The organism is Corynebacterium tuberculostearicum (assembly GCF_030229345.1).
Lineage (GTDB): Bacteria > Actinomycetota > Actinomycetes > Mycobacteriales > Mycobacteriaceae > Corynebacterium > Corynebacterium tuberculostearicum_G.
On the sequence record NZ_JASPGP010000012.1, the window covers coordinates 22,068 to 45,697 of the forward strand.

Below are 23,630 nucleotides of genomic sequence, written 5' to 3' on the forward strand. Positions count from 1 at the left end.
GGCTAACCCTCGCGCGACCAGTCCAGCAGGTCAATGCCCTGCTCGGCCACCGCCGCCTGCAGCTTGCCGACGCCCTCTTCTACCCCAAACGCATATTCCGAATCCGTCAGCATGACCAACTGCAAGATGAGGGTCAGGCGGCCCTCCTCGCGAAACTGCGGGGTCTGCCCGCCCCACAGGTACGGCGCAATGAACAGGCCGTGGTGCACGGTGATATCTGGGACATCGAGGATGGACGGCAGCATCACGCCCGGCTGCGCCGGCAACAGGCCGTCGGCCTTTTCGAAGGTGTCAGCCGCGGCGTTGATGGCGGCGGCCACCTCGGGCTGCCCGGTGCGCGCCACCGTGAGCAGCTCGCAGCGCACATCGGTGCCGTCGTCCTGGTTTTGCAGGCCGGTGTCGGTGGTGTTGAAGGTGGTGGTGAGGGCGAGCGATTGGGCGTCGGCAAGCGAGGCAAGGCCCAGCCGGCGCTTATCGACGTAGCGGAACTCCAGCGGCGCCGGGATAAGCTCGCTCAGCCACAGGGCAGACTCGTCGGCGTTGATTTTAGGCCCCCAGCTTCTCCACGGCGGCGAGCAGGACGCAGGTGGCAACGCCGTCCATCGCGGCCTCGACCTCCTCCTGCGGCGGCAGGGTTGGGGCGAGGCGGATATTGCGGTCGTTATCGTCCTGGCCATAAGGGTAGGCGGATCCGGCCTGGGTGAGCAGGATGCCGGCATCGCGCGCGAGCTCCCAGACGCGGTTGGCGGTGCCGTCGACGACGTCGAGGGAGATGAAGTAGCCGCCCTTCGGGTTGGTCCACTGCGCCACCTCGTACTCGCCGAGGCGCTTTTCTAGGATGCGCAGCACGGCATCGAACTTGGGCTTAATCAGCGCTGCGTGGCGGCGCATCACCGCGCGCACGCCCTCGGCAGAGCCGAAGAACTCGTGGTGCGCCAGCTGGTTAATCTTATTGGGGCCGATGCCGCGGATGCCGGCGTGCTCCAGGTACCACTCGAGGTTGTCCTCCGAGGTGCCGAAGAAGCCCACGCCCGCGCCCGCGAAGGTGATCTTCGAGGTAGAGGACATGGCCCAGAAGCGGTTCGGGTTGCCTTCTTCCGCAGCGATATCCAGAATCGGCAGGATTTCCGGGAAGTCCTCGGTCAGGGTGTGCACGGCGTAGGCGTTATCCCACACGATGCGGAAATCCGGCGCGCCGGCCTCCATGCGGGCGAGGCGGCGGGCCTTGTCTTCAGAAATCACGGCGCCGGTGGGGTTAGCGAACATCGGCACTACCCACATGCCCTTGACTGCCGGATCCGCCACCAGCTTTTCGACGGCCTCTACATCCGGCCCGTCCTCCTCCATTGGCACTGTAACCAGCTCGAAGCCGAATTGCTCCGTGATGGCAAAGTGACGGTCGTAGCCCGGCACCGGGCAGATCCACTTGAGCTTTTCTTCCTTGCTCCACGGCTGTGCGGAATCATTGGTGCCGAAGAGAAACGCCCAAGAAATCAGGTCGAACATGATGTTCAGCGAGGACGAGTCTGCGGCCACGAGCAGCTCTGGGTCCATGTTGGTCAGCTTGCCCCAGATATCGCGCAGTTCTTTGATGCCCTTTTGGTTGCCGTAGTTACGCAGGTCGTTTCCGGCCGCATCAGTGTAATGGCCCAGGCCGGGCAGCGCCAGCAAATCATTGGAGAGGTCCAGCTGTGCCTTGGCCGGCTTTCCGCGGGTCAGGTCCAATTTCAGGCCCTTAGCCTTAAGGTCCTCGTAGTCCTTACGGACCTGGGCGGCGAGCTCCGCGAGTTCGGACGATTCCAAAGTAAGAAGCGACATGCGTATGTCTACCTTCCATGTATAGGGCGACTTTTAGCCCCCAATAGTAACGCACGCCATACAAAAAGGGGACCCCGCGCACCCGCCAGAGCCTCCTGACCCTTGCTGCATTCCTGCCCTGGGGGAGTTCAGAGGATGGACGCCACGCGGAATCCTGCCTCATACTCTAACGCCCGCGCGCCGGTTTAGCCAAATGGGCCTCCGGCCGCACGGGCCGCCACCGCCCACCGGCGTGCGACCCAAGGATCATCCGACACAAAACGGCTTTAGATCGCTGAAAATGGCCCCTGACCTGGCGATTGGTAAAATAATTGCCACGGCTGCTAATGTTTCTTCTCGGAGGATTCGACTAGCGGCCTATGTCACACGCCTGGAACGCGTGCGGGGTTCACGCCCCTCGTGGGTTCAAATCCCACATCCTCCGCCACAGGAAATCCCGGCTCCTGCTACACAGCATGGAGCCGGGATTTTTGTTGTATACGGGCGCGCGGCCGCGCTGGCCGCTAATCGATGACCGGCGGTTCGTAGCCATCCGCCTTAAGCCATGCGACGTGCGGCGGCGTATTCATCCCCCACTCGGTGCGCGCCCAGAGGAAAGCCTGGGAGACCTCGGCCTCGGAATAGCCCCCATCGCGCAGGTATTGCCGGAAGCCATTCGGGCCTGGGTCCTTGATCCAGAGCCAGACGTAGTCGTCGAGGGAGTCGTCGGCAAGCAGGCCCTCCAACCCGGCCGGAACGAATTCGCGCTCGGCGCGCACGCGGTCCGCTAGGTCCTGGTCAAGGAAGTCGTAGAGGTAATCCAGCGCGTCCTCAAGCTGCGCATAATCGAAGGGATCCATGCCGCCCAGCCTAGTGGCGCTTGGTGCCCAAGACCATGCGGTCAATTTCCTCGAGCACCTCGTCCACAATGGCCGGGTTATAAGCCCGATCGCCGCGCATGCGTAGCAGCTCCTCCTGCGCCGCCGCCAAAGCGGTCCGGCGGGCCTCCAACGCCACGTGGCGGGCCTGCCAGGCGCGATGTATGCGGGAATCATCGGAAACATCCTCGCCATCGCCCAGCCGGTCCTCGAACCACTTGATAACGTTGGCGGAAATTTCAGGGTCGACCTTTTCGGCGTCGGGTGCGATATGCCCATCGGGCCTAAAATGCGACAGGGCATCGATGCTGGCCGCACGCGCGCGGCTCACCACGGCGGCGCGCATCTTATCGCTGGCAATCTGGGAGGCCTCCGTGAGGTCGAGGCGCTCCATCAGCCACGGCAGCAGCAGGCCGGGCACCACCATCGTGACCAGCAAGACGGTCAGCGCGATAACGGCAAGCTCGTGGTGGAAGCTGAACACGCCGGCTGGGATGGACAAAACCAGCGCCAGGGTGACGAGGCCGCGCATGCCGGACCACGTCATCAGCAGCACCTCCTGCAGGCGCAGCGGCGCCACACGCGGGCGGCCGCGGGAGACGTTGATGCGGTAATAGATGTACATCCACACCAAGCGGACGACGAAGGCCACAAGGGACAAGATGACGCCCACCACCACGGAGTGCCATAGGTCCGAGCCCACCTCCCCGATGGCGGTATTGACCGTCAGGCCAATGAGTCCAAAGGCCACGCCGGTAAAGAGCAGCTCGATGGTCTCCCAGAAGGACTGGCCGGACAGGCGGTCCTCGGCCTGGATATCGGCACGGGAATTAAGCTCCACAGCCGCAATGACCACGGCGATAACGCCGGAGGCGCCGAGTTCCTCCGAGATGAGGTAGACCGCAAACGGCGTCACCCAGGTCAGCGCGTTGCGCGCAGTGACGTCGTGGACGTGGGTGATAAACAGCGCCACCAGCCGGCCGACGCCCCAGCCGAGGCCGCCCGCGACGAATGCGGAGTAGAAGAAGTTGAGCACGCCGCCGCCGAAGGAAAGCTCATCGCCTTGGGTCACGGCCGTCAGCGCGAGATTGAAGGCGACGATAGAAGCGGCGTCGTTAAACAGGCCCTCGGTCTGCAAGGTGGTGATGATGCGGCGCGGAATGCCGGCGGGTTCGGCCACGGCGTCAACGGCGACGGGGTCCGGCGGGGCGATGGCCGCACCGATGAGGATGGCCGCGGCCAGACTGATGCCGGGCAGGAAGGCATAGGCCGTGAAGCCAACGGCCAGCGTGGTGGCGACCACCAGCAGCACGGACAGGCTCAAGATGGTCACCCATTGTTCGCGGATAACGCCCCACGAGGTGCGCCGGGCCAGCGCCCACAGCAGCGGCGGCAGGAAGATGGGCAGGATGAGCTCGGTGGGCGGTTCGAACTGTGGCAGGCCGGGCACGAAGACGGCGCAGGCGGTGATGATCGTCAGCAGGGCCGGCCACGGCAGCCCAATCTTGTCACCGATGGCGACGACGAACACGGTCAGCAGCATGAGCCCAATGAGCACCAGTAGAACTTCCATGGGCCCAGATTTTACCCCCGCCAGATATAAGGCTCAGGGCTGAGTCGATCGGGCGCGAATTGCGCGAGCAACTCCGCGGCACTGTGAGCCTCGTACCCCAGCGAGGCCGCCAGCTGCTTGACGACGTCCCCCTCCTCTCCCATCTCCCGCATGGTCACCGCCCCATCGCGTTTGGCCAGGCGCTCGCCGGATGCATTGAGCACGAGCGGGACGTGGATATACTCCGGCGGTTCGATGCCGAGCAGCGAGGCGAGGTAGGCCTGGCGCGGCGCGGAGGAGAGCAGATCATCACCGCGGACCACTTGGTCGATGCCTTGGTAGGCATCATCGACGACGACGGCCAAGTTATAGGCCCAGCCGGTGTCTTGGCCGCCGCGGCGCAGGATGAAGTCATCGACGTCGCCCGTATAGGTGCCGTGGAGGGCGTCGTGGATGGTGAATGTGGGGACGTCGGCAAGCAGGCGAAGGGCGGGCTGGCGATTCTGGGCCGCAAGCTCGGCGCGCTTGGCCGCACGCTGGTCCTCGGTGAGGTTGCGGCAGGTGCCCGGGTACTGGCCGGGAATGGCGTGCGGGGCGCGGGAGGCCTCACGGATATCCTTGCGGGAGCAATAGCACTCGTAGGTGGGCAGCTGGGCCAGGGCCTGCTCATAGGCGGCGTCGCGATCGTGCTGGTAGATGACCTCGCCGTCCCAGTCCAGCCCGAGCGCGCGCAGATCCGCCAGCTGGCGCTCGGCCGATTCCTGGGAGGAGCGCTGCTTATCGATGTCCTCCACGCGCACCACAAAGCGCCTGCCCGTCGACCGGGCGAAAAGCCACGCCAGAAGCGCCGTGCGGAGGTTGCCAAAGTGCAGATCGCCCGAGGGGCTTGGCGCGTAACGGCCGGCGCCGGTGGTCGCGGAATTCATGCCCACAGTCTACGGGCTGGCACAATGGCGGGCATGGAAAAATCGAACGGCGCTGAGGTGCGCTTCATTCCCGTCCGCTCCACCCTCTACCCCTGGCTGGTCACCGTGTTTGTGGTGACCTTCCTGATTTCTAATATCAACGCCACCAAGGGCGTCCAGCTCGGCCCGCTGGTGACCGACGGCGCCTTCTTCCTCTTCCCGCTGGCCTATATCGTCGGCGACGTGCTCTCGGAGTGCTATGGCTTCAAATCCACCCGGCGCGCGGTCTACATCGGCTTTGCGATGGCCATCCTGGCGGCCGTGTGCTTCTATATCGCCATCTGGCTGCCGGCGGCCGATTTCTACGAGGGCCAGGAGGCCTTCGCCGCCACGCTCGGCCTGATGCCGCAGATCCTGGCCGCTTCGCTGGCCGGTTACCTAGTGGGCCAGCTCCTCAACGCTTGGACGCTGACTGCCATGAAGAAGCGCTCGGGCGAAAAGGGCCTCTTTGCTCGCCTTATCGCCTCCACCGTGGTGGGCGAGTTCGGCGATACGCTGCTCTTTTGCGCCATCGCCGCGCCGGTCATCGGCGTGGACACCGTGGGCGGGTTCATCAATTACGTCATCGTGGGCTTTGTGTGGAAGACCCTGATGGAGGCCGTCATGCTGCCGGTGACGGCCGCGGTCATTAAGTGGGTGAAGAAGCGCGAGGACTATTTGCCGGCGTAATAGCGGCCGAGGAATTCATCGCGGTAGGCCTCGTAGTAGCCGCCGTCGATGGCGGCGCGGATATTATCCACCAGGCGAATCATGAACTCCACGTTGTGGATGGTGCACAGCGTGCCGGCGAGGAATTCCTTCGCCTTGAGCAGGTGGTGCAGGTAGGCGCGGGAGTAATTCTCGGATACGTAGCCGCCGAACTCCTCGTCCACGCCGGCAAAATCCCGCTTGAAGCGCGCATTGGTAAGGTTCATGCGGCCGTCAAGGGTGTAGACGCCGCCGCGGCGCGCCAGGCGGGTGGGTGCCACGCAGTCGAAGGTATCAGCGCCGGCCTCGACGGCGGTGAAGATATCGTCCGGCTCGGAGATGCCGAGCAGGTGGCGCGGCTTGTCCTCGGGTAACTCATCGCAGACCCAGCCGACGATGGTGCCCAGGTTTTCCTTCTCCAGCGCGCCGCCGATGCCGAAGCCGCCGAAGCCGCGCTTGCCATCCTCGCGGGCGGCGCGGTCGAGGTCGAGCAGGCCGCGGGTGGCCTGGCGGCGCAGATCCTCGTACTGCGCGCCTTGGACAACACCCCACAGCGACTGCTTCGGGCGGTGGGCGCGCTCGCGGGTGAGGCGATCGTGCTCATCCAGGCAGCGCTTGGCCCAGCGGTGCGTGCGGGCGACGGATTCTTCCTGATAGGTGCGCGTATCAACCAGCGTGGTCAGCTCGTCGAAGGCAAACATGATGTCTGCGCCCAGCCCGTGCTGGATCTGCATGGACTTCTCGGGGGTAAAGCGGTGCTTGGAGCCGTCGATGACGGATTTAAAATCCACGCCATCCTCGTCCACCTGCGCCATGCGTTCCTTCTTGGCGGCGCGGATGTCCTTATCGCTGAGATCCGCAACGTCCATCGCCAGGACCTTTTTGAAGCCCACGCCCAGCGACATGACCTGGAATCCGCCGGAGTCGGTGTAGGTCGGGCCGTGCCAGTTTTCAAACTCGGCCACGCCGCCAGCCTCATCCACGATATCGTGGCCCGGCTGCAGGTAGAGATGGTACGCATTCGACAGGATGGCCTGCGCACCGGTAGAGCGAATTTGTTCCGGGGTAAGCGTCTTGACCGTGGCTTTGGTGGCCACCGGGATGAAGGCGGGGGTCTTAATATCACCGTGCGGGGTGTGGATGACACCGCTGCGGCCGTGCTTACCGGGGCCTTCGGGCAGGCGCTTGCCGACGTCGAAACTCAAGTCCATCTTTATTCTTCTTCCTTGTGTGCAGGGCTAGGGGTTGGGGCTGGGGTGGCGTGTTTAGCTTCCCATTCTTCTTCCAGGGCGGTGCCTTCGATATCCAGGGTGGGCAGAATCTTCGCCAGCCCCTTCGGCATCCACCACGTCGCGCGGCCCATGAGGAACATGGTGGCGGGGACGAGGGTCATGCGGATAAAGAAGGCGTCGAAAAGCACGCCGGCGGCCAAGGCAAAGCCGAAGATCTGGATGAAGGGCAGCGGCTGATTAATAAAGGCCACGAAAACCGAAATCATAATAATGGCCGCGGCCGTCACCACGCGGGCGCCTTGGGTAAAGCCGGTGATGGTGGCCTCGTCGACGGCGTTATATCGCCCGCCGGTGCCCTCCGGGTGGCGAGAAATGTGCTCGCGCATGCGGGTGACGAGGAAGACCTGGTAATCCATCGCAAGGCCGAAGGTCACGCCGATAAGGAAGATGGGCATGAAGGAAATCAGCGGGCCCGGCGCGGGAACCAGGTTCCACAGGCCTTCCTGCCAGACCAGGACGGTCAGGCCGAAGGCGCCGCCGACGGACAGCAGGAAGCCCAGGCCCGCAACCAGCGGCACCAGGATGGAGCGGAAGACCAACAGCAATAGCACGATGGCCAAGCCCACGACGATGGCCAGGTACGGCGCCATGGCTTCCTCGAGGCGCTCCGTGATATCGAGCTGCACGGCGGTCAGGCCGGTCAAGCCGATGTCAGTACCGGTGGCGTCTTCGATCTCGCTGGTGGCCGAGCGCAGCGCGTGCGCGACGTTGACCGTCGCGGCGTCCGTCGGCGCGGTTTCTGGGGTGACCATGATCTGCGCGGCGCGCTGGTCCTGGCTCAGGCCGACGATCTGCGCGTGCTTCACGCCGCCCAGCCCCTTGAGCTGGTCCGCGGTGTACAGGAAGGACGCGAGCGCGGCCTTATCCTCCGGCGAGGAATTGTCCGCAGCGTCTGCGGAGGTGTCTACTACCTCGGCGGCCGGGGCGATTTCCGGCTCGGCCTCGGCCTCGGGCTGGTCCGGCTGCGGCTGCTCAGGGGCTGCGTCCTCCGGCTCAACGCCCTCCGGCGCACCGTCCTCTGGTGCAGTGTCCTCGGGGGCGGGGGCTGGTTCGGGCTGGGATTGGGCGTCGACAAGCGGCGCGAGGGCGCCGGCATCCGCGTTGACCGTGTGGGCATCGACCACGGCGAGGAAGGGGCCGTTGACGCCGGGGCCGAAGCCCTCGGACATGATGTCGGCGGCCTTGCGCTGGGTGGTATCGGGATTCGACGTAGTATCGGCCGGCAGGGCAAGCTCCATCTGGAGTACCGGCGCGGTCATCGCGCCTAGGGAGAGCACGACCAGCGCCATGGCCAGGCCGGGGACCTTCTGGACCAAGCGCACCCAGCGGTTGCCCATGGTGGGCCCGCGGCGGCGCTTGCCCTTGCGGGTCGGATTGCCGGCCACGCCGGGGATGCGGCCGTTGAAGGCCTTATCGCCCAGCAAGCCCAGCATCGCAGGGATGAGCGTGAGCGAGACCAAGACGGCGATCGCGACGGTGCCGGCGGCGGCCAAGCCCATGGCCGTGAGGAAGCCAATGCGCGCAATGATGAGCGCGAAGAGCGCGGTAAAGACCGTCGCGCCGGCAAAGACCACGGAGGAGCCGGCCGTACCCACCGCCATGCCTGCGGCATCGGGCCCGTCCATGCGGCGGCGCTCGGCGCGGTAGCGCGAAAGAATAAACAGCGCATAGTCGATGCCCACAGCCAGGCCGATCATGATGGCCAGAACCGGGGTCATGTTATTGAGCTCAATCCAGTGGGTGGCAATAAACATGCCCAGCGCGCCGAGTCCCACGCCAATGACGGCGGACACCAAGGGCATTCCCGAGGCCACCAGCGAGCCGAAGGTGAAAATGAGCACGAGGAAGGCGACGCCCAGGCCGATGATCTCAGAGGTGGAATTGACTGCGATCTCATCGCCAAAGCCGGCACCATTGCCTTCTACCGTGAGGCCGCGGTCGCGGGCAATATTCATTGCGTCGGTAACGGTGTCTTTGTCGGCCTGTTCCACGCTATAGGGCGACTCGGCGTCGAAATTAAAGGTGGTATAGGCAATGGTCTCGTCATCATTGACCATGGCGAGGTTGTCCGCATCCGCGCGGGCGGATGCTTCCGGTAGCCCCATATCCGTGAACTGGTGGATGACCTGGTCCTGCAGGCGAGGCGAGACCTCAAGCGGGTTGCCAAAGCGCATGGTATCGCCCATCTCTAGGTTGTCCTCGAGATAGGAGATGGTGGCGTCGATGGCCTCGCGGTTTGCGGGATCAGAAAGCTTCTGGCCGTCTGGGGCCTTGAAGACCACGTTGACCGAGGGCGAGTTGGCAGGGTTGCCTCCCTCTGGGAAGAGGTCCATGGTCTTGTAGGTGGCATCGATGGACGGGGTTCCCTTGATGGAGAACTCGCTCGTCATCGGTTTCATCAACAAGGCGGCGGCACCGCCGACGGCGGCGAGCAGCAGCAGCCATGCCACGATGACCTTCCACTTATGGAGGAAAGACCAGCGCCCAAGACGATAAAGCAGTTTAGCCACGGGTAGATGTACCTTCGCATTCGCGTGGGGGACGGGTTGAACTTTGCCCTAGTGTAGTGGCCATACCCTCTAATCCCCTATCGCGAAGCCACCTGCGTCCCAGTTTTCACAGCTGGCGGCCAGCCGACCGGATTCCCCGCGCCTGCCGGAAAATTGGGCAAAAGAAAATCCCGACCTGCGCAAACAGGCCGGGATCCCGGTGCGGTGGCGGCGGGATTTGAACCCGCGGTTGGGGGTTACCCAACAATCGCTTTCGAGGCGATCACCTTCGGCCGCTCGGACACGCCACCGCGTTCCAGACTACGGGAGTGGGCCCGAGCGACAAAATCGCTGCGCCGGCGGGGTGCCAGCGCAGCGAAATGCGGAAACGAGGGGCGAGGATTAGTCGTCCTTCAGGCCGCCGATAACCTCGTTGGCCTTGTCCTTGATGCCGTCGGCAGCGTCAGACAGCTTGTCCTTAGCCTCGGAGGTGACCTGGTCGGCCTTGCCCTCGTTAGCTACGTCCTTGTTGTCGGTAGCTTCGCCGTAGGCTTCCTTTGCCTTGCCTACAAGGCCATCCTTCTTGTTTTCCAAATCGCCCATGTTCACTCCTTTGAGTAGACGGTTGTTGTATGACCACCAGTGTACGCACTTTCAGCGCAGGCCGTCGAAGAATTTACGGAGCCCGGCGGCGCACTCCTCTTCGAGCACGCCGCCGCGGACCTGCGGGGTAAAGGGGGCGGTGGGGGCACGCAGGACATCGATAAGCGAGCCGCACGCGCCCGTCTTGGGCTCAAAGGCGCCGAAGACTACGGAAGACACCCGCGCGGCCTGCAGCGCACCGGCACACATGGCGCAAGGTTCCAGGGTGACCACGAGTTCGCAGCCGGAAAGCCGCCAGCCATCGCCGTGCACGCGGACGGCCTGGCGAATGGCCTCGACCTCGGCGTGGGCGGTGGGGTCCGCCAGCTCCTCGCGGCGGTTGACGCCGGTGGCAAGTTCGGTTCCGGCGGCGTCGTAAAGCACCGCACCCACGGGGACGTCGCCGGCCGGCGTACGCTTGGCGACGTCGAGGGCACGGCGCATCCGAGCCTCAGCGCGCAGCAGGGGCTCAGGCGTTATCAATGACGTCTTCCAACTCATCGCCAAAGCCGAGCTCGCCGGCGATACGCAGCAACATATCGGAAGGCCAGTCTTCATCATTGTCAATGATGTAGCCCACCTGGTCCTCGGATAGGCCAAGGTCGGCGAAGATATCGAAATCGCCCTCGCCATAAGGATCGGCCTCTTCGGGGTCCACATCCGGGATTTCATGATCGTTGATATCCATGAAATCGGCGGCGAAGTCATCGTCCACGCCATAGGTGGCGTCCGAGATGAGCATCTTCACCCCGCCCGGCACCGGGCGCACGGCAATAAAATAGGCATCCTCCACGCACAGCAGCGCGAACGCAGCGCCCTCGGAACGCAGGCTGCGCACCGCATTGATGGAGGTCTGCGGATCCTCAAAGTCATCGTTGAAGCTGCGCACCAGCCATTGGCCCGCGTTGCGGGCGACGGTTACTGCGAAGGAGTAATTTTCGTTGCTCATACCTCGTGAGATTAGTCGTGTTGTGCCACAATTGTCATCGTGAGTTCTCAAGATGTTCAACGCCCCATCTGCATTATTGGCCTCGGCCTCATCGGCGGCTCTTTGCTGCGCGATCTCGCCGGATACAATCACCCCGTTTTTGGCTACAACCACTCCACTTCTGGCGCCCGCACTGCAGTAAAGCAGGGTTTTGACGTCACCGATGATCTTCCGACGATTTTGACCCGCGCGGAAACGGAGAACGCGCTCATTGTCATAGCCGTGCCTATGGGCGCGGTGGGCGAGGTGCTCGACGCCATTCAGGAGCACGCGCCGAGCTGCGGTATTACGGACGTCGTTTCCGTTAAGACGGCCGTGCGCCAACAGGTGCTGGAGCGCGGTATGGAGTCGCGCTATGTGGGCGGCCACCCGATGGCGGGCACGTCCCAGTCCGGGTGGGATAACTCGCAGAAGGACCTGTTCCGCCGCGCGGCGTGGGGCATTACCTATGACTACGCCGCCGAGTGTGAGGCGCGCGGGGAAAAGATTCCGAAGCAGTGGATTGAGACCTTCACCGAGGTCGTGCGCATGACCCAGATGGTGCACGCGGAGGCGGTGCCTATCCGCGTGGCTAATCATGATGCCGCGGTGGCGCGCATTTCCCACCTGCCGCACGTCTTTGCGGAGATCCTCGCCGTGGTGGGCGATAACGGCGGAATCCTGGCACAGTCCCTGTCTGCCGGTTCTTTCAAGGACGCTACCCGCGTGGCCGGCACGCACCCGGAGCTGGTGCAGCAGATGTGCGAGACCAATGCGCCGGCGTTGGTGGAGGCATTGGACGAGGCCATGGACTTGCTGCGCGATGCCCGCGAGAAGCTCGCCTCCCCCGAGCCTTCCATCGCTGAGCTTACCGACGCCGGCTACCGCGCCCGCACCCGCATCGATGCCCGCTCCGGCGCGCGCAAGGAATCGGTCTCCCCGATCAAGATTTCTTCCCGCCCGGTACTGCGCCTGCACCCAGGCGGCCCGAAGTGGGTGGCGCAGCTGCGCCAATCCGAGTCCCTGGGCGGACGCATCGAGATTTTCTAGCCCTTGCGGCCGCGGTTGCGCAGGCGGGGAATCCGCGCCAGCACCGCGGCGGCGATCAGGCCGATGGCGACTATGCCCGCATAAAGCCCTGCACGATCTGCACTGGTCTGCGGGGTTTTTGGCGGTTCAGGGGTGGTCTCAGCGGAAAGGATGGCGTCATTATCGCGGCCGCTCACCACGCCTTCTATCCAGTCCTTGGTGCCGGCCAGCGTGGTGATTGCCGCGCTTGGCGAGGGCAAGTCCGGATCCCCATTCGCCGTTCCCGCGGTGGCCAAGCCGGCAAGCTTTCCGTCGACGAAGAATGGCCCGCCGGAGTCGCCGCCCTGCATGCCGGCGCGGCCGGTGGAGTGCACATCGAGGATCGCGCTTTCAATCAGCGGCATCGCTTCGCCGGCCGGCACACTTTCTGTTCCCTCCGGTGCGCTGAGCCCCGGCATGGCCTCGGCCGCGGGAATGCTTTCTCCGCCAGCGGCATCCTCGGCAGCAACTTCGGCGCCATCCTCGGCGACCCCTTCGGCAGCGTCTGCGGCACCTGGTTCAGGGGAGTTAGCGGATCCGGCAGGGCCGGCGCCGAGGAGCTCGGCCACTTCCATCTCCGCCTGCGGCAGCTGGCCGCGACGCGCCATCGAGGAACTGCTGCTCCAGCCGTAAAGCGTGCCGCGCTGGCCGGGTTCTGGCACGTGAGTGGAAATCTCGGCCGGGGTGGTGTCGGTGACGGGGGCGGTGAGGTGGAGAAGGGCGGCGTCGGAAAGCGGGGATAGCGCCCACGAATCTGCATCGTAGGTGGTGCCATTGATGCGGGCCTGCGTGCCTTCGTTGTTGACGGACTCGAGGCAGTGGCGGGCGGTGAGCACCCACTGGGCGGCCACCAGGGTGCCGGTGCAATCGCCGAAGCTGCCCACGCGCCCGATTTTCAATTGCGCCACGGTGCGAGCCTCCGCCGAGTCTGGGGCCGGCTCGCCGTGCTCGAGGGCGCTGGCAGGGGTAGTGGTTAATGCCACGATGCCCGCAGTAAGCAGGGCGGGGAAGATTTTGTGCTGCATGATTAGTCCTTCTTTCCGGCAGGAACGGCGATGGCGATGGTCTTAGCGACGGCCCATTCGGCCGGCCCCTTCCCTATCAGGCGGCGCCATAGGCTCGCGAGGACGAGGAAGAGGGCGATAAACGCGCAGGCCCACCCGGTGTTGTGGAGGGAGACGTGGCTCTGCCAGTAGTAAGCGGTGAGCACATGCAGGATGTAGATGCTTAGCGACATCGCCCCCAACGCAGCAAAGGGATACGCCAGCTTAGGCACCGCTCGACCGATAAGCAGGCATAAGTGCAGGACGATAGCGGCGACGGCGATGGATAGGACAATCTCTCCAAGCACGCCGGTGTGGCCGGTAAAACGCAGCCAGCCTGGCATATCCGGGGTAAAGCGGAAGTAAAAGCCGGCTGCCGCAACGGCCGCCGCGATGCCGGTGGACACCCACTGGGCAGCGGCACGAGAGCTGCGGATATAGACCTCATAGAGCAGCATGCCAGCAAGGAAATAGGCACAATAGGCCAGCAGCGGATAGACCTGCGGAAGGGTCAGCGGCGCATATTTTATGGTCGCGGCGGCGGTGGCAGCGACGAGGAGCAGGAGCTTCCACCACCAGCGCAGCGGCGGGACCCAGGACACCAGGATCATCGTGATGCCGATGACCACGAGGACAATTTGAATCTCGCCGCCCACGGGCAGCAGGGCCAGACCGATAATCGTAATTATGCATCCGCGGGCGATGATGCGCAGGAACGTGGTCACCGTGAAATCGCGGGAAATAAGCATCAACGTGACGCCGGCCAGAACGGCGAATAGTGCTGCGGGCAAGCCATTGAGGATGACCTTGGTATGCCACACCAAGGAAGCCATATGCAAAACTATCATGCCGATAATCGCAAGTGAGCGGGCTATATCGAGCCCTACGATGCGCGAGCGTGCTAACACCTAGCGTTCTCCTTCAAGACGGAGGGGAACGCGTCGCCGCGCTCCCCTTGTTAATAAAGACTTTCTTTTTCTACTAAGCCCGTCTGGAAGGTTGCTGTAAATATTTTATACGTGTCCTGCATTTTATACGTGGATTGCGTGAGACTTGTGTGGAGCACGGTGTACAGCGGTGCGGGACTAGTCACGGAAGGAACTATCGCGGCGCTTGCGCGAACGGGAAGGATCGGTGGCCAGCTTTAGAAGCGGGGCTGCGGCGATGCCGACGGCTAAGCCTGCCAAAAAGAGCCAGAAAACGCCAGAGCCTAGCCACAGCAGGAGGCCAAGGATGGCGCCGGCAATGAGGCCGGGAACAAGGACGGAAGACTTCATAGATCGAGCCTTGGGTGGGGCGAACTAGATACAAGAAAAGCCGCCCGAAGGCGGCTGATTTTGTGCGCCCGGAGGGATTCGAACCCCCAACCTTCTGATCCGTAGTCAGATGCTCTATCCGTTGAGCTACGGGCGCAGACCGTTGGTAAGCAGTGCGTGTGCTCTGCTGTGCAACGAGAATTTACTATACCCACGGTCTGGAAAACTAACAAATCGCCTGTTCACCCGGTGTTTACCTGAAGGAAATGGAGGCAATTAGGGAGCGATGAGGGCGGCAACTTCGGCGTCGGAAAGCAGCGCACCTCGAAGCGCCCTGAGGGTGGACTCGTGATCGAAGTCGATACCGATAAGGACAATTTCGGTACCGGGCGTCACGTCATTTGCAGCCCAGAGCGAAGCGGGCAGGATTTGAAGGTTAGGCCCAGCCTGCTGCCAAGCGTGGGCGAGTTGAAGATCGGTATCGAGCCAGCAATACCCCTTAGAGCGCACCAGGCCGGTACTGGCACGAAGGGCGGCGAGCAGACGGTCGCGGTTAAAGGGGCGGTCGGCGCGGAAAACGACGGAGGAAATGCCATACTCCTCGGTTTCGGGCGTGTGCGGCTTAGCCAGCTCCTCGGCGTAGCCATGGTAAGTCGCGGCAGTGGCGGCATCGTATAGGTGGGCATCGAGGACCAGCCGTGGGTCAATGACGCCATCGGTGACCATTACGACCCGGGCACGGGAGTTCATAGCGCGAACGGTCGCGATGACGCGCTCGGTTTCGGCAGCATCAACCAGATCGGTCTTGGTAACAAGGATGAGGTCAGCAAACTCGACTTGGTCCACGAGTAGGTCTGCCACGGTGCGATCATCGCTGGGTGTGGCCTCAATATTCTCGGACGCGAGGCTCTTGCCGCGACGCAGGTAATCAAGAAAAGTGGAAGCATCCACGAGAGAGACCATGGTGTCGATAGGGGCGACGTCGGCAAGCGTGGTGCCGTCCGCAAACTCCCATTCAAAGGTGGCGGCCACGGGCATAGGCTCGGAAATGCCAGTGGACTCGATGACGATCTGATCGAAGCGGCCGGAGCGGGCCAGCTTACCTACGGATTCGATGAGATCCTCGCGCAGGGTGCAGCAGATACAGCCATTGGATAGCTCGACAAAGCGGTCCTCGCCGCGCTCGAGGTGCCCCTCGCCAGCAACGAGGGCGGCATCGATATTTACCTCGGAGAAGTCGTTGACGATGACGGCAAGCTTGCGCCCTTCGCGGTTGGCAAGCAGGTGGTTCAGGAGCGTGGTTTTTCCGCTGCCCAAAAATCCGGACAGCACAGTAACGGGTGTAGCCATTCCCTAATGGTAACGTTTTTCATTAGGGAATGGCTACGAAGCTCATACCTTTAAATGGACAGGCCGAAGATTGGCACTGCCAGCACGTACACCGTCAGGGTGATGAGGAAGATGCCGATGATATTGAGGCCGAGGCCGCCCTTGATCATCTCGCCAATCTTGACGTAGCCAGAGCCATAGGCAATGGCGTTCGGCGGGGTGGCGACAGGAAGCATGAATGCGCAGGTTGCCGCGAGGGCCACCGGGATGGTGAGGAGAAGGACGTTGATATCGCCATCGGCAGTAAGCCCCACACCCACGGCAACACCACCCATAATCGGGATAAACGTAGCCGCCGTCGCGGTATTGGAGGTGATCTCCGTCAGGAAGAGCACCAGCGCAGCCACAGCAGAGACGATGAGGACAACCGGCAGGACGCTAAGCCCCTTGGCCATCTCACCAATCCACAGGGACAGGCCGGAGGAATTAAAGACCGAGGACAGCGACAGGCCGCCGCCGAAGAGCAGGAGGACGTCCCACGGCATTTCATTGGCCGTCTTCCAGTCCAGCAAGCGGATACGGCGCTGGTTGTCCGCGGGCAGGATAAAGAGCAAGATGCCGGCGGCGATGCCCACGATGGCATCGTCATAGTTCTCAAATTCCTTCAGGACCAGCGGCAGGGTAACCCAGGCTGCGGCGGCGAGGACGAAGATGATGCCGGTCATGATCTGGGGGCGGGTCCAGGGGCCGAGAGCCTCAATTTCGTCGTTAATAAGCTCGCGGCCGCCAGGAATATCCTTCATTTCCGGCTTGAAAATAGTGATGAGCAGGGCCCAGGCAATCAGCAAGAAGATTGCCGCAAGCGGCACACCGACCGCCATCCACCGGCCGAAGCCGAGGGTAACGCCCCAAGTATCGGCCATATATGCATTGAGGAAGGCATTCGGCGGGGTGCCGATGAGCGTACCCAGCGAACCGATAGAGGCGGAGTAGGCAATACCCAGCATTAGCGCCGTGGCAAACTTCTTTTGCTTATCCCAACCACCTACGGTTTCCGCGGTCAGCGCGAGCACCGAGGTACCGATAGGCAGCATCACCACTGCCGTGGCGGTATTGGATACCCACATGGACAAAAAGCCGGTGGCCAGCATGAATCCCAAGATCAGGCGCTTGGGCGAGGTGCCGATAATCTTCACCACGTACAGCGCTAGGCGGCGGTGCAGGTTCCAGCGCTGCAGAGCAAGCGCGATCAGGAAGCCACCCATGAACAAGAAAATGGTCGCGGACGCATATGGGGCGCCCACTTCCTTAATCGTGCCCACGCCGGCGAGCGGGAAGATGACCAGCGGCAGTAGCGCGGTGGCAGCGAGCGGAATGGCCTCGGTCATCCACCACACGCCCATCAAGATGGTTACTGCGGCGACGGTGCGGATGACACTGAGCGTGTACTCGGCTTCCGGATCTGCACCCGCGGAGCCCTGTACGGTCTCGATCGCATTCGAGGGGAAGATAAAGAAAACCAGTACGGCCAAACCCAAGCCGATGAAAAGGCCGATGAACTGGCGGCGCCACTCGCTGCGCGGCGCCCCGGGGGCCTCGTCACCTTCGGTGTGGGCGGTAGATTCGTGAGTATGCGGGGTGGTCATACCGCGCGCTCCTTCACATAGAGAGGATTGTGCTGTGGGATATGCTCCGTATTTCCCAGTTTATTAGCTAGGCCGAGGCAGCAGACCGAAAGTTATCCAGTTCACTGCGAAGCATGCACTGACCATACAAAACATGTGACGCAGAAACCATATCCCGCCACACGCAGCCACCCCCGCACCCCCGTAGAGCACACACTGCACCTGCCCGAAACCGGAAATGACCCCACCACTTCCCTACCCCCGAACCGTAGGGAGGCGCGCTAGATACCCAGCACGGTCTTGGCAATCAGGAAGTAGATAATCAGGCCCGTGGCATCACAGAAGGTAGAGATGAAGGGGTTGGAAAAGACCGCCGGATCGGCGCCGATGGTCTTAGCCACGATGGGCATAAGCCCGCCGACGGTCGCGGAAATGGAACAGATCAAAAACAGCGTCGAGCCGATGACGAGGCCGATGCTTAGGCCATAGACCAAGGTGGCCAGCGCCAGGCCAGCTAGTCCCAGCACGGCGCCGAGCAACATGCCGACGCGCAGCTCGCGCCACATGACGGCGAGGAGATCGCGCGTGCGGACGTCGCCCAGCGCCAAGGCACGCGTCACCGTGGTAGCCGCCTGGTTGCCGGTATTTCCACCGGTACCGGTCAGCAGCGGAATAAAGAGCGACAGGACCACGGCCTTGGCCAGTGTGCCTTCAAAGGAATCGAGTACCTGCACCGTCAGCAGCGCAGAGACAGCCAGCACGAGCAGCCACACGATGCGCGAACGCACCAGCTTGAGCAGCGGAGTGGACAGGTACGGCTGCTGGAGGGCCTCGGTACCGCCGGCGCGAGCGGAGTCCTCGCTATCTTCTTCCTCCACAATGTCGGTAGCGTCATCCCACGTCAGCAGGCCGACAAGGCGGTGCGATTCATCCACAACGGGCAGCGCGAGCATATCCAGTGGCAGGAACCACCGGGCGGTTTCCTCCGCATCATCGCCGGCCTGGGCAAAGACGGGTTCCTGCATAATATCGGCCATAGTGAGTGCGGCATCGGCAGTAAAAATCTCACGCAGGCTGACCACGCCCACCAAGCGCCGGTCCTCGCGCGTAATGGGCACGGTATAGATGGTCTCTAACTCGTGTGCGATTTCCCGCAGCTTGTACAGGGCATCCCGTACGCTCATCTCTGGGTGGATGACGGGAACCTCGGGCGACATACGGCGGCCCACCGAGCCCTTGTCATAGCCCAACACCACGCCTGTGACATCGCGCTTGGATTGAGTCAGCGAGCGCAGCAGGCGGTCCGCAATTTCCGCGGGCAGCTCGTCCAACAAGGCCACGCGGTCTTCCGGGTCGAGCTCATCGAAGAACTCATAGACATCGGAATTGCCCAGCTCATCGATGATATCCGCCTGGTGCTTGGCATCGAGGGCATCAAAGACGGCGATCGATTTTTGGCGCGGCAGCAGGCGCAGGGCCAGCGCCGCGCGGATGGCATTTTGCCGCTCGACGACGGCGATGAGATCCTGCAGCGGCACCCTATCCAAAAGTTCTTGCAGGCGCGGGGCCTTTTGTGGATCGATGGCGTCTTCTTGTTTCAGCCACGCTTCGACGATATCGCTAGCCTGCTCGGTGGTCTCCGCCATCGCCCTGCCCTGCCTTTCTTGCCTCTGAGATTTCGCTCCCTGAGTATTAATTACAGCCCATTTAGACTACGCCATGCTGCAGGGAATGCCGCTAGCCGGCAACCTGCCGGTGACCGGTTACCGCAAGGTGCGGCGTATCCCCGTCCAACGTGAGGTTTCCGGTGAATTCTTGAGTAGCGCAGCAGGCCGGGTCATCGTCAGCATAGGCACGCCAGGTAACGGTGACCGTGTCTTTGGTCCACTGCAGCTGCTGGATATGCCCGCGCGCGGGTGGCATTCCCTCGCGTTCCCAATCATCCACCTTGGTGATGTAATTCAGGTCGTTGTCATAGATCAGCAAGTTATCCGGCCATCCCGTACCGCCCTTATTACAGACGTAGGTAATAACTGCTTCGTCCCTGCCATCACCGTTGATATCCGCGTAGGCGCCCTTTGGCGTATCGTCCTGATTCAACTTCAGACCCGCCGCGGCGACGTCAAAGAGCATCCCGGTCTTAAGATGCTGTGGCAGCTGGCCGCCTTCTAAGTTGCCCGCTTGGTTATCGCACAACGCGGGCACCCACAGGGAATCGAGGGCCTCTACCGGGATGATTTTATTTTCCCCGCCACCCTCGGTGTCCTTTTCTTCATCGTTTTCATCTTTATCCGCTGCGGCTTCGGTGGTGGTTTCTTCTGCCGGGGAGTCCGTGGCCGAGGACTGAGACTCGGCCTCTGTTTCGGATGCGGCCGCCACGGAGGAGCTCGGGGCAGTGCCGGTGAAATTCGGCTTATCCGCGGACTCGGTGGAGTCAGTGGAATTGGAACAGCCGCTCAAGGCGGCGACGGCGGTCACCGCGAGGACGGCAAGAGGGAGAGATAGGGATTTAGACATAGGCATAATATACAGCGCTGCGGCTCCCCGAGCCGGGTGAAAACCTAGAAGAAGAGCCCCCACAGTGCGAAAGAGGCCAGCAGGGACACGAGTCCCGCGGTGCTCGCAAGGATGACCGCGTGCGGGAGGGAACGGTGGGTGGATAAGGCGGCGTCGACAAGCGAGGCACGCTGCCACACCGCCAAGGCCAACGCCACAACGCCGGCGGCGAGGAAGACCAGCGGCAAAAAGACATGCACGCTTACCGCCCGCATTACGCCCAGCACCACCAAGGACAACGCCAATAGGGTGCGCTGCCACGATAGGCGGGTGCGTTCGGGCTGCAGGCCGGGATCAAAAAGTGGGTTAGCCAAGAAACTCGCCCACTACAAGCGCGCCCGCTACCACCATGATCGCCACGACGAGCACCGGGATGGCAAAGCTAAAGGGCAACGAGCGTTCCTCGCGCATCGCGCGTTCGGACTGCTTCCAATGCACCCACGCCACTAGCGGCAGAATAATGGCGACGACCAGCATGAATACCGACACCGCAGAGCGCAATTCGGCCGGCAGGGGAACGTCAAAGGCCTCGAGTGCCACGCCGCCAGCAATCAAAGCCAGGGAGGTGCGGATCCAAGCCAAGAACGTGCGCTCATTAGCGAGCGTGAAACGCGGATCAGGGTCGGTGCCAACCGCGAACACCGAGCGGGGAAACCTCGAGTCACTCATGGGTACCACTTTATATTCATTTGCCATCCGCGTCGTGATAAGCCCGACGGTCTGTGTGTGGGCACGAATGGGTACCAGGCTTTCTGAATTAATCCGCTGCCGCGAGTTATAGTCGGGCACATGATTGAAGTTGCCGCCGTAGTTTTCCGTAATTCCTTTGGCCATGTCCTCACCGTGCGCAAGGAGTCTTCCACCAAGTTCCAGCTGCCCGGCGGCAAGCTAGAGGTCGGCGAAACCCCAGTACAGGCCGCGGCCCGCGAGGTCGCAGAAGAGATCGGCGTTGACGTCCGCCTCCCCGAGCTATCCCTGCTCGGCACCTTCGACGCCCCGGCCGCCAACGAACCCGGCGAAACCGTGCGCGGACGCATCTTTACCTATCCGCGCCCTGTCTTGGCCCGCGCTGCCGCAGAAATTGCCGAAATCGCGTGGGTAGACCCCACCAACCCGGACCGCGAGCTCGCCCACCTCTTGCGTGACAAGGTCTTTCCCGTCCTGCGTCCCTAAAACCCCCGACCGATCCTAAGGCGCTTTCGCGCTCCCTATTGCGCCTCCTAGGAGGTCAACTTAAAGTTATTTTCATCAGGACTAATTGATGAAAGGACTTCCCTCCGTGCCGCAACCATCCACACCTGGTCCTATCACAACGATTTGCTTCCTCGTCCTCGGAGTTATTAGCTCTGTGATCGCCATCCTCTTGGTGCCCGCCCTCTTCCACGAGGTCACTTCTTTGCGCGCTGCGGCATTTACCGGAAGCTTTATCTTCGGCATCGGCATGCTCCTACTCTTCCGCCGCTGCGCCGCGTACCAGCGCAAATAGCAGAATTCTCAACGCTTACCCCGAGCTTTGCGCCGCCAGTTGAAATAAGAAAATCCCGAGCGCGCTCGCTCGGGATTAGATGGCGGAGATGAGAGGATTCGAACCTCCGGACCCCAGAAGGGTCAACTCCTTAGCAGGGAGCCCCATTCGGCCGCTCTGGCACATCTCCACGGTTCGCAAGGAACCTCGTTTGAGAATACCTGCCTGCCCCGCCGCTGCCAAACTAGCCCCCTGCTTTCGCGCCCGCAGCAAAGGCGCAGGCCCTAAAGTGGGAGGCATGATTCGCCCAGACCTGAAAGCCATCCCCGCTTACGTCGCCGGTGCGCGCAATGATGACGCGCTCAAGCTCTCCTCTAACGAGGCGGCGCACTCGCCGCTGCCGGAGGCGGCCGCGGCCATGGCGGAGGCCGTGACGAAGGCCAACCGTTACCCGGATATTGCGGCCACCGCGCTGCGCGAGGACCTCGCCGCGCACCTGGGTGTGGAGTATGGACAGGTTGCGGTGGGCACCGGATCGTCCGCGCTGTGCCAACAGCTGGTGGAAATTGCCGCTACCCCTGGTGAAGAGGTCCTCTTCCCGTGGCGCTCCTTCGAGGCCTACCCCATCTTCGCCCAGGTAGTCGGCGCCCACCCCATCCCGGTTCCGCTAGGTGCAGACCAGCGCGTGGATCTGCCGGCCATGGCGCACAAGATTACGGACAAGACCCGGCTTATCTTCGTGTGCAATCCCAATAACCCGTCCGGCACCACGGTGACCAAGGAGGAGTTCGCCGCCTTCATGAATGCCGTGCCTGCCGACGTCCTCGTCGCCCTCGACGAGGCCTATATCGAATACAACCGTGCCACCAACATCCCGTTGGGTACGGAGCTGGTGGGCACCTATCCCAACCTGGTGTGCCTGCGCACCTTCTCAAAGGCTTATGGCCTGGCCGGGGTGCGCATCGGTTATGCCTTTGGCCCAGAAAATATTATTGAGGCCCTCAATAAGGTGGCCATCCCCTTCTCCGCCAGCACCGTGGCACAGGTTGGTGCCCGCGCGGCACTGGCGGCGCAGGATTCGTTGCGGGAGCGCACCGATGAGGCCGTCGCCCAGCGCGAGCGCCTAGAAGAAGCCTTGCAGGACTGGGGAGTGCCGCATTCCGAGGCAAACCATGTCTGGCTGCCGGCCGCGAATCTGGCCCGCCTTGGTACCCCGCAGGAGGTGGCCGCCCGCCTGGCCGAACGCGGCGTGCTCGTGCGCGCGTTTAGCGAAGGCATACGCATTACCGTGACCACCGAGGAAGAAACCGACGCCCTGTTGCAGGCGTGGAACGCAACCATAGGAGGCTAAATGCGCTCACTCATTAACTTTGCCCTGAATGTCTTTGCCATCGCGGTGGCACTGTGGGCGGTGGTGACCGTCATTCCCGGCATCACCATCACCCCAGCAGAGACCGGCAATTTCATCGCCATCGCCATCGTCTTCATCATTATTAATGCCGTAGTCATGCCGGTTCTGCGCGTCCTCGGCGCGCCGCTGACCTGCCTGACGCTCGGGCTTTTCTCCCTCGTCATCAACGGTGCCGCGCTCATCATCGTGGAGTGGGCGCTCAATTCCCTGGACCTGGGAATCGGCCACCTCGTCATCGACTCCTGGGGCGCCGCGATCATCGGCGCCATCGTGCTGTCCATCGTCAGCAGCGTCATCAACTTCTTTACTAGCCCGCTGCGGCAGCGCGATTAGCCGCCCGCAAACGGCGGCAGGACGTCCACCCGGGTGACGCCAGCCAGTGGGGAATCCATGGCGGTGTTCCCGGCGCCGTCGATAAGAAAGCTACAGCGCCCCAAGACCTCTTTCAGGCTCATGCCGGCCTCGGTGGTGCCGGCATGTTCCCTGCCTAGCTGCGCCACCAGGTCACCCAAGGTGGCGGGGGCTTCTACCTGCTCAGAAGCCACGCCCGCAGCGGCGCGGGCGGCGGCGAAATAGTGAACGGTCAACATGCCCTCTACTATGCCCCG

26 protein-coding genes, 4 tRNA genes and 1 other RNA gene are annotated in these 23,630 nt (G+C 62.8%); 7 read left to right on the forward strand and 24 right to left on the reverse strand.

Annotated elements, in window-relative coordinates; all coding sequences use genetic code 11:
* Nucleotides 1-2 precede the first annotated feature (2 nt).
* The 3 genes from QP884_RS08905 to ffs form a co-directional block, all read right to left on the reverse strand.
* On the reverse strand, nt 3-593 hold the full coding sequence (locus tag QP884_RS08905) for a hypothetical protein (protein WP_284821769.1): 591 nt from the start codon (nt 591-593) through the stop codon (nt 3-5).
* Nucleotides 547-1,818 carry an aminotransferase class I/II-fold pyridoxal phosphate-dependent enzyme gene (locus QP884_RS08910; RefSeq protein WP_284821770.1) on the reverse strand — a complete coding sequence of 424 codons (1,272 nt, stop codon included), beginning with the start codon at nt 1,816-1,818 and terminating at the stop codon, nt 547-549. The genes QP884_RS08905 and QP884_RS08910 overlap by 47 nt, the downstream gene beginning before the upstream one ends.
* 60 nt (nt 1,819-1,878) lie before the next feature.
* Nucleotides 1,879-1,977, reverse strand: an RNA gene (ffs, locus tag QP884_RS08915) — signal recognition particle sRNA small type.
* 179 nt (nt 1,978-2,156) lie between these two features.
* On the opposite strand from ffs, the gene QP884_RS08920 reads away from it, so the two are divergent.
* Nucleotides 2,157-2,245 (forward strand) — tRNA-Ser (locus tag QP884_RS08920).
* A gap of 76 nt (nt 2,246-2,321) precedes the next feature.
* Here QP884_RS08920 and QP884_RS08925 read toward each other — a convergent pair.
* The 3 genes from QP884_RS08925 to gluQRS are packed head-to-tail and all read right to left on the reverse strand — an operon-like array spanning nt 2,322 to nt 5,153.
* Nucleotides 2,322-2,657: a hypothetical protein gene (locus QP884_RS08925; RefSeq protein WP_086588628.1), complete on the reverse strand. Its 336-nt coding sequence runs from the start codon at nt 2,655-2,657 to the stop codon at nt 2,322-2,324.
* Nucleotides 2,658-2,667: 10 nt separating this feature from the next.
* Entirely contained in the window at nt 2,668-4,248 is a 1,581-nt protein-coding gene (locus QP884_RS08930; protein WP_284821771.1) for a cation:proton antiporter, read from the reverse strand.
* An 11-nt stretch (nt 4,249-4,259) separates the two neighbouring features.
* Nucleotides 4,260-5,153: a tRNA glutamyl-Q(34) synthetase GluQRS gene (gene gluQRS, locus QP884_RS08935; RefSeq protein ID WP_150851312.1), complete on the reverse strand. Its 894-nt coding sequence runs from the start codon at nt 5,151-5,153 to the stop codon at nt 4,260-4,262.
* 33 nt (nt 5,154-5,186) lie between these two features.
* Here gluQRS and QP884_RS08940 point away from each other — a divergent pair, with 33 nt between their 5' ends.
* Entirely contained in the window at nt 5,187-5,861 is a 675-nt protein-coding gene (locus QP884_RS08940; RefSeq protein ID WP_179387271.1) for a queuosine precursor transporter, read from the forward strand.
* Here the strand turns inward: QP884_RS08940 and tgt are convergent.
* From tgt to QP884_RS08970, 6 genes are all read right to left on the reverse strand, one after another.
* Nucleotides 5,846-7,090, reverse strand: a complete 1,245-nt coding sequence (tgt, locus tag QP884_RS08945; protein ID WP_284821773.1) for a tRNA guanosine(34) transglycosylase Tgt — start codon at nt 7,088-7,090, stop codon at nt 5,846-5,848. The genes QP884_RS08940 and tgt overlap by 16 nt on opposite strands.
* 2 nt (nt 7,091-7,092) lie before the next feature.
* Nucleotides 7,093-9,681, reverse strand: coding sequence for an MMPL family transporter (locus QP884_RS08950; RefSeq protein WP_284821774.1), 2,589 nt, complete (start codon nt 9,679-9,681; stop codon nt 7,093-7,095).
* A 202-nt stretch (nt 9,682-9,883) separates the two neighbouring features.
* Nucleotides 9,884-9,971: transfer RNA gene (locus QP884_RS08955), tRNA-Ser, on the reverse strand.
* Between the two features lie 91 nt (nt 9,972-10,062).
* Nucleotides 10,063-10,263, reverse strand: coding sequence for a CsbD family protein (locus tag QP884_RS08960; protein ID WP_284821775.1), 201 nt, complete (start codon nt 10,261-10,263; stop codon nt 10,063-10,065).
* A 51-nt stretch (nt 10,264-10,314) separates the two neighbouring features.
* Nucleotides 10,315-10,746, reverse strand: coding sequence for a nucleoside deaminase (locus QP884_RS08965; RefSeq protein WP_284821823.1), 432 nt, complete (start codon nt 10,744-10,746; stop codon nt 10,315-10,317).
* A gap of 25 nt (nt 10,747-10,771) precedes the next feature.
* Nucleotides 10,772-11,251, reverse strand: coding sequence for a tRNA adenosine deaminase-associated protein (locus QP884_RS08970; RefSeq protein ID WP_005323176.1), 480 nt, complete (start codon nt 11,249-11,251; stop codon nt 10,772-10,774).
* A 39-nt stretch (nt 11,252-11,290) separates the two neighbouring features.
* Between QP884_RS08970 and QP884_RS08975 the strand changes: the two genes are divergently transcribed.
* Nucleotides 11,291-12,319 carry a prephenate dehydrogenase gene (locus tag QP884_RS08975; RefSeq protein ID WP_284821776.1) on the forward strand — a complete coding sequence of 343 codons (1,029 nt, stop codon included), beginning with the start codon at nt 11,291-11,293 and terminating at the stop codon, nt 12,317-12,319.
* Here QP884_RS08975 and QP884_RS08980 read toward each other — a convergent pair.
* From QP884_RS08980 to QP884_RS09025, 10 genes are all read right to left on the reverse strand, one after another.
* Nucleotides 12,316-13,362: a trypsin-like serine protease gene (locus tag QP884_RS08980; RefSeq protein ID WP_284821778.1), complete on the reverse strand. Its 1,047-nt coding sequence runs from the start codon at nt 13,360-13,362 to the stop codon at nt 12,316-12,318. The genes QP884_RS08975 and QP884_RS08980 overlap by 4 nt on opposite strands.
* 2 nt (nt 13,363-13,364) lie before the next feature.
* Nucleotides 13,365-14,228 (reverse strand): acyltransferase family protein, encoded by an 864-nt coding sequence (locus QP884_RS08985; protein WP_434736461.1) that lies wholly within the window; start codon nt 14,226-14,228, stop codon nt 13,365-13,367.
* A 237-nt stretch (nt 14,229-14,465) separates the two neighbouring features.
* Nucleotides 14,466-14,657, reverse strand: coding sequence for a hypothetical protein (locus QP884_RS08990; RefSeq protein ID WP_239229284.1), 192 nt, complete (start codon nt 14,655-14,657; stop codon nt 14,466-14,468).
* 63 nt (nt 14,658-14,720) lie between these two features.
* Nucleotides 14,721-14,793: transfer RNA gene (locus QP884_RS08995), tRNA-Arg, on the reverse strand.
* A 119-nt stretch (nt 14,794-14,912) separates the two neighbouring features.
* Entirely contained in the window at nt 14,913-15,986 is a 1,074-nt protein-coding gene (locus QP884_RS09000) for a GTP-binding protein (protein ID WP_284821780.1), read from the reverse strand.
* 50 nt (nt 15,987-16,036) lie between these two features.
* Nucleotides 16,037-17,611, reverse strand: a complete 1,575-nt coding sequence (locus QP884_RS09005; RefSeq protein ID WP_284821781.1) for an SLC13 family permease — start codon at nt 17,609-17,611, stop codon at nt 16,037-16,039.
* Nucleotides 17,612-17,871: 260 nt separating this feature from the next.
* Nucleotides 17,872-19,236, reverse strand: coding sequence for a magnesium transporter (gene mgtE, locus QP884_RS09010; protein ID WP_284821782.1), 1,365 nt, complete (start codon nt 19,234-19,236; stop codon nt 17,872-17,874).
* A gap of 91 nt (nt 19,237-19,327) precedes the next feature.
* Nucleotides 19,328-20,107 carry a hypothetical protein gene (locus QP884_RS09015; RefSeq protein WP_284821783.1) on the reverse strand — a complete coding sequence of 260 codons (780 nt, stop codon included), beginning with the start codon at nt 20,105-20,107 and terminating at the stop codon, nt 19,328-19,330.
* A gap of 44 nt (nt 20,108-20,151) precedes the next feature.
* The gene (locus tag QP884_RS09020; protein ID WP_284597718.1) at nt 20,152-20,460 is read right to left on the reverse strand and encodes a DUF202 domain-containing protein; all 309 of its coding nucleotides are present in this window, start codon (nt 20,458-20,460) and stop codon (nt 20,152-20,154) included.
* Complete coding sequence (locus QP884_RS09025; protein WP_284821785.1) at nt 20,453-20,815, reverse strand: YidH family protein; 363 nt, start codon at nt 20,813-20,815, stop codon at nt 20,453-20,455. The genes QP884_RS09020 and QP884_RS09025 overlap by 8 nt, the downstream gene beginning before the upstream one ends.
* Nucleotides 20,816-20,935: 120 nt before the next feature.
* Between QP884_RS09025 and QP884_RS09030 the strand changes: the two genes are divergently transcribed.
* Complete coding sequence (locus tag QP884_RS09030; RefSeq protein ID WP_284821787.1) at nt 20,936-21,319, forward strand: NUDIX hydrolase; 384 nt, start codon at nt 20,936-20,938, stop codon at nt 21,317-21,319.
* Nucleotides 21,320-21,494: 175 nt separating this feature from the next.
* Nucleotides 21,495-21,632, forward strand: a complete 138-nt coding sequence (locus QP884_RS09035; RefSeq protein ID WP_284821788.1) for a hypothetical protein — start codon at nt 21,495-21,497, stop codon at nt 21,630-21,632.
* A gap of 80 nt (nt 21,633-21,712) precedes the next feature.
* On the opposite strand, the gene QP884_RS09040 is transcribed toward QP884_RS09035, so the two are convergent.
* Nucleotides 21,713-21,801, reverse strand: a tRNA-Ser gene (locus tag QP884_RS09040).
* Between the two features lie 108 nt (nt 21,802-21,909).
* On the opposite strand from QP884_RS09040, the gene hisC reads away from it, so the two are divergent.
* Together hisC and QP884_RS09050 are read left to right on the forward strand one after the other, a co-directional pair.
* Entirely contained in the window at nt 21,910-22,962 is a 1,053-nt protein-coding gene (gene hisC / locus QP884_RS09045) for a histidinol-phosphate transaminase (RefSeq protein WP_284821790.1), read from the forward strand.
* A complete protein-coding gene (locus QP884_RS09050) occupies nt 22,963-23,355 on the forward strand; it encodes a phage holin family protein (RefSeq protein WP_239279081.1) in 393 nt (130 codons plus the stop codon).
* On the opposite strand, the gene QP884_RS09055 is transcribed toward QP884_RS09050, so the two are convergent.
* The gene (locus QP884_RS09055) at nt 23,352-23,612 is read right to left on the reverse strand and encodes a MoaD/ThiS family protein (RefSeq protein WP_269953802.1); all 261 of its coding nucleotides are present in this window, start codon (nt 23,610-23,612) and stop codon (nt 23,352-23,354) included. The genes QP884_RS09050 and QP884_RS09055 overlap by 4 nt on opposite strands.
* Nucleotides 23,613-23,630 lie beyond the last annotated feature (18 nt).

Coding starts and splice junctions, on each gene's coding strand:
- QP884_RS08910 (WP_284821770.1), bottom strand. CDS start 1,818: ATGTCGCTTCTTACTTTGGAATCGTCCGAACTCGCGGAGCTCGCCGCC.
- QP884_RS08925 (WP_086588628.1), bottom strand. CDS start 2,657: ATGGATCCCTTCGATTATGCGCAGCTTGAGGACGCGCTGGATTACCTC.
- QP884_RS08930 (WP_284821771.1), bottom strand. CDS start 4,248: ATGGAAGTTCTACTGGTGCTCATTGGGCTCATGCTGCTGACCGTGTTC.
- gluQRS (WP_150851312.1), bottom strand. CDS start 5,153: ATGAATTCCGCGACCACCGGCGCCGGCCGTTACGCGCCAAGCCCCTCG.
- QP884_RS08940 (WP_179387271.1), top strand. CDS start 5,187: ATGGAAAAATCGAACGGCGCTGAGGTGCGCTTCATTCCCGTCCGCTCC.
- tgt (WP_284821773.1), bottom strand. CDS start 7,090: ATGGACTTGAGTTTCGACGTCGGCAAGCGCCTGCCCGAAGGCCCCGGT.
- QP884_RS08960 (WP_284821775.1), bottom strand. CDS start 10,263: ATGGGCGATTTGGAAAACAAGAAGGATGGCCTTGTAGGCAAGGCAAAG.
- QP884_RS08965 (WP_284821823.1), bottom strand. CDS start 10,746: ATGCGCCGTGCCCTCGACGTCGCCAAGCGTACGCCGGCCGGCGACGTC.
- QP884_RS08970 (WP_005323176.1), bottom strand. CDS start 11,251: ATGAGCAACGAAAATTACTCCTTCGCAGTAACCGTCGCCCGCAACGCG.
- QP884_RS08980 (WP_284821778.1), bottom strand. CDS start 13,362: ATGCAGCACAAAATCTTCCCCGCCCTGCTTACTGCGGGCATCGTGGCA.
- QP884_RS08985 (WP_434736461.1), bottom strand. CDS start 14,228: ATGATAGTTTTGCATATGGCTTCCTTGGTGTGGCATACCAAGGTCATC.
- QP884_RS08990 (WP_239229284.1), bottom strand. CDS start 14,657: ATGAAGTCTTCCGTCCTTGTTCCCGGCCTCATTGCCGGCGCCATCCTT.
- QP884_RS09000 (WP_284821780.1), bottom strand. CDS start 15,986: ATGGCTACACCCGTTACTGTGCTGTCCGGATTTTTGGGCAGCGGAAAA.
- QP884_RS09005 (WP_284821781.1), bottom strand. CDS start 17,611: ATGACCACCCCGCATACTCACGAATCTACCGCCCACACCGAAGGTGAC.
- mgtE (WP_284821782.1), bottom strand. CDS start 19,236: ATGGCGGAGACCACCGAGCAGGCTAGCGATATCGTCGAAGCGTGGCTG.
- QP884_RS09015 (WP_284821783.1), bottom strand. CDS start 20,107: ATGTCTAAATCCCTATCTCTCCCTCTTGCCGTCCTCGCGGTGACCGCC.
- QP884_RS09025 (WP_284821785.1), bottom strand. CDS start 20,815: ATGAGTGACTCGAGGTTTCCCCGCTCGGTGTTCGCGGTTGGCACCGAC.
- QP884_RS09030 (WP_284821787.1), top strand. CDS start 20,936: ATGATTGAAGTTGCCGCCGTAGTTTTCCGTAATTCCTTTGGCCATGTC.
- hisC (WP_284821790.1), top strand. CDS start 21,910: ATGATTCGCCCAGACCTGAAAGCCATCCCCGCTTACGTCGCCGGTGCG.
- QP884_RS09050 (WP_239279081.1), top strand. CDS start 22,963: ATGCGCTCACTCATTAACTTTGCCCTGAATGTCTTTGCCATCGCGGTG.
- QP884_RS09055 (WP_269953802.1), bottom strand. CDS start 23,612: ATGTTGACCGTTCACTATTTCGCCGCCGCCCGCGCCGCTGCGGGCGTG.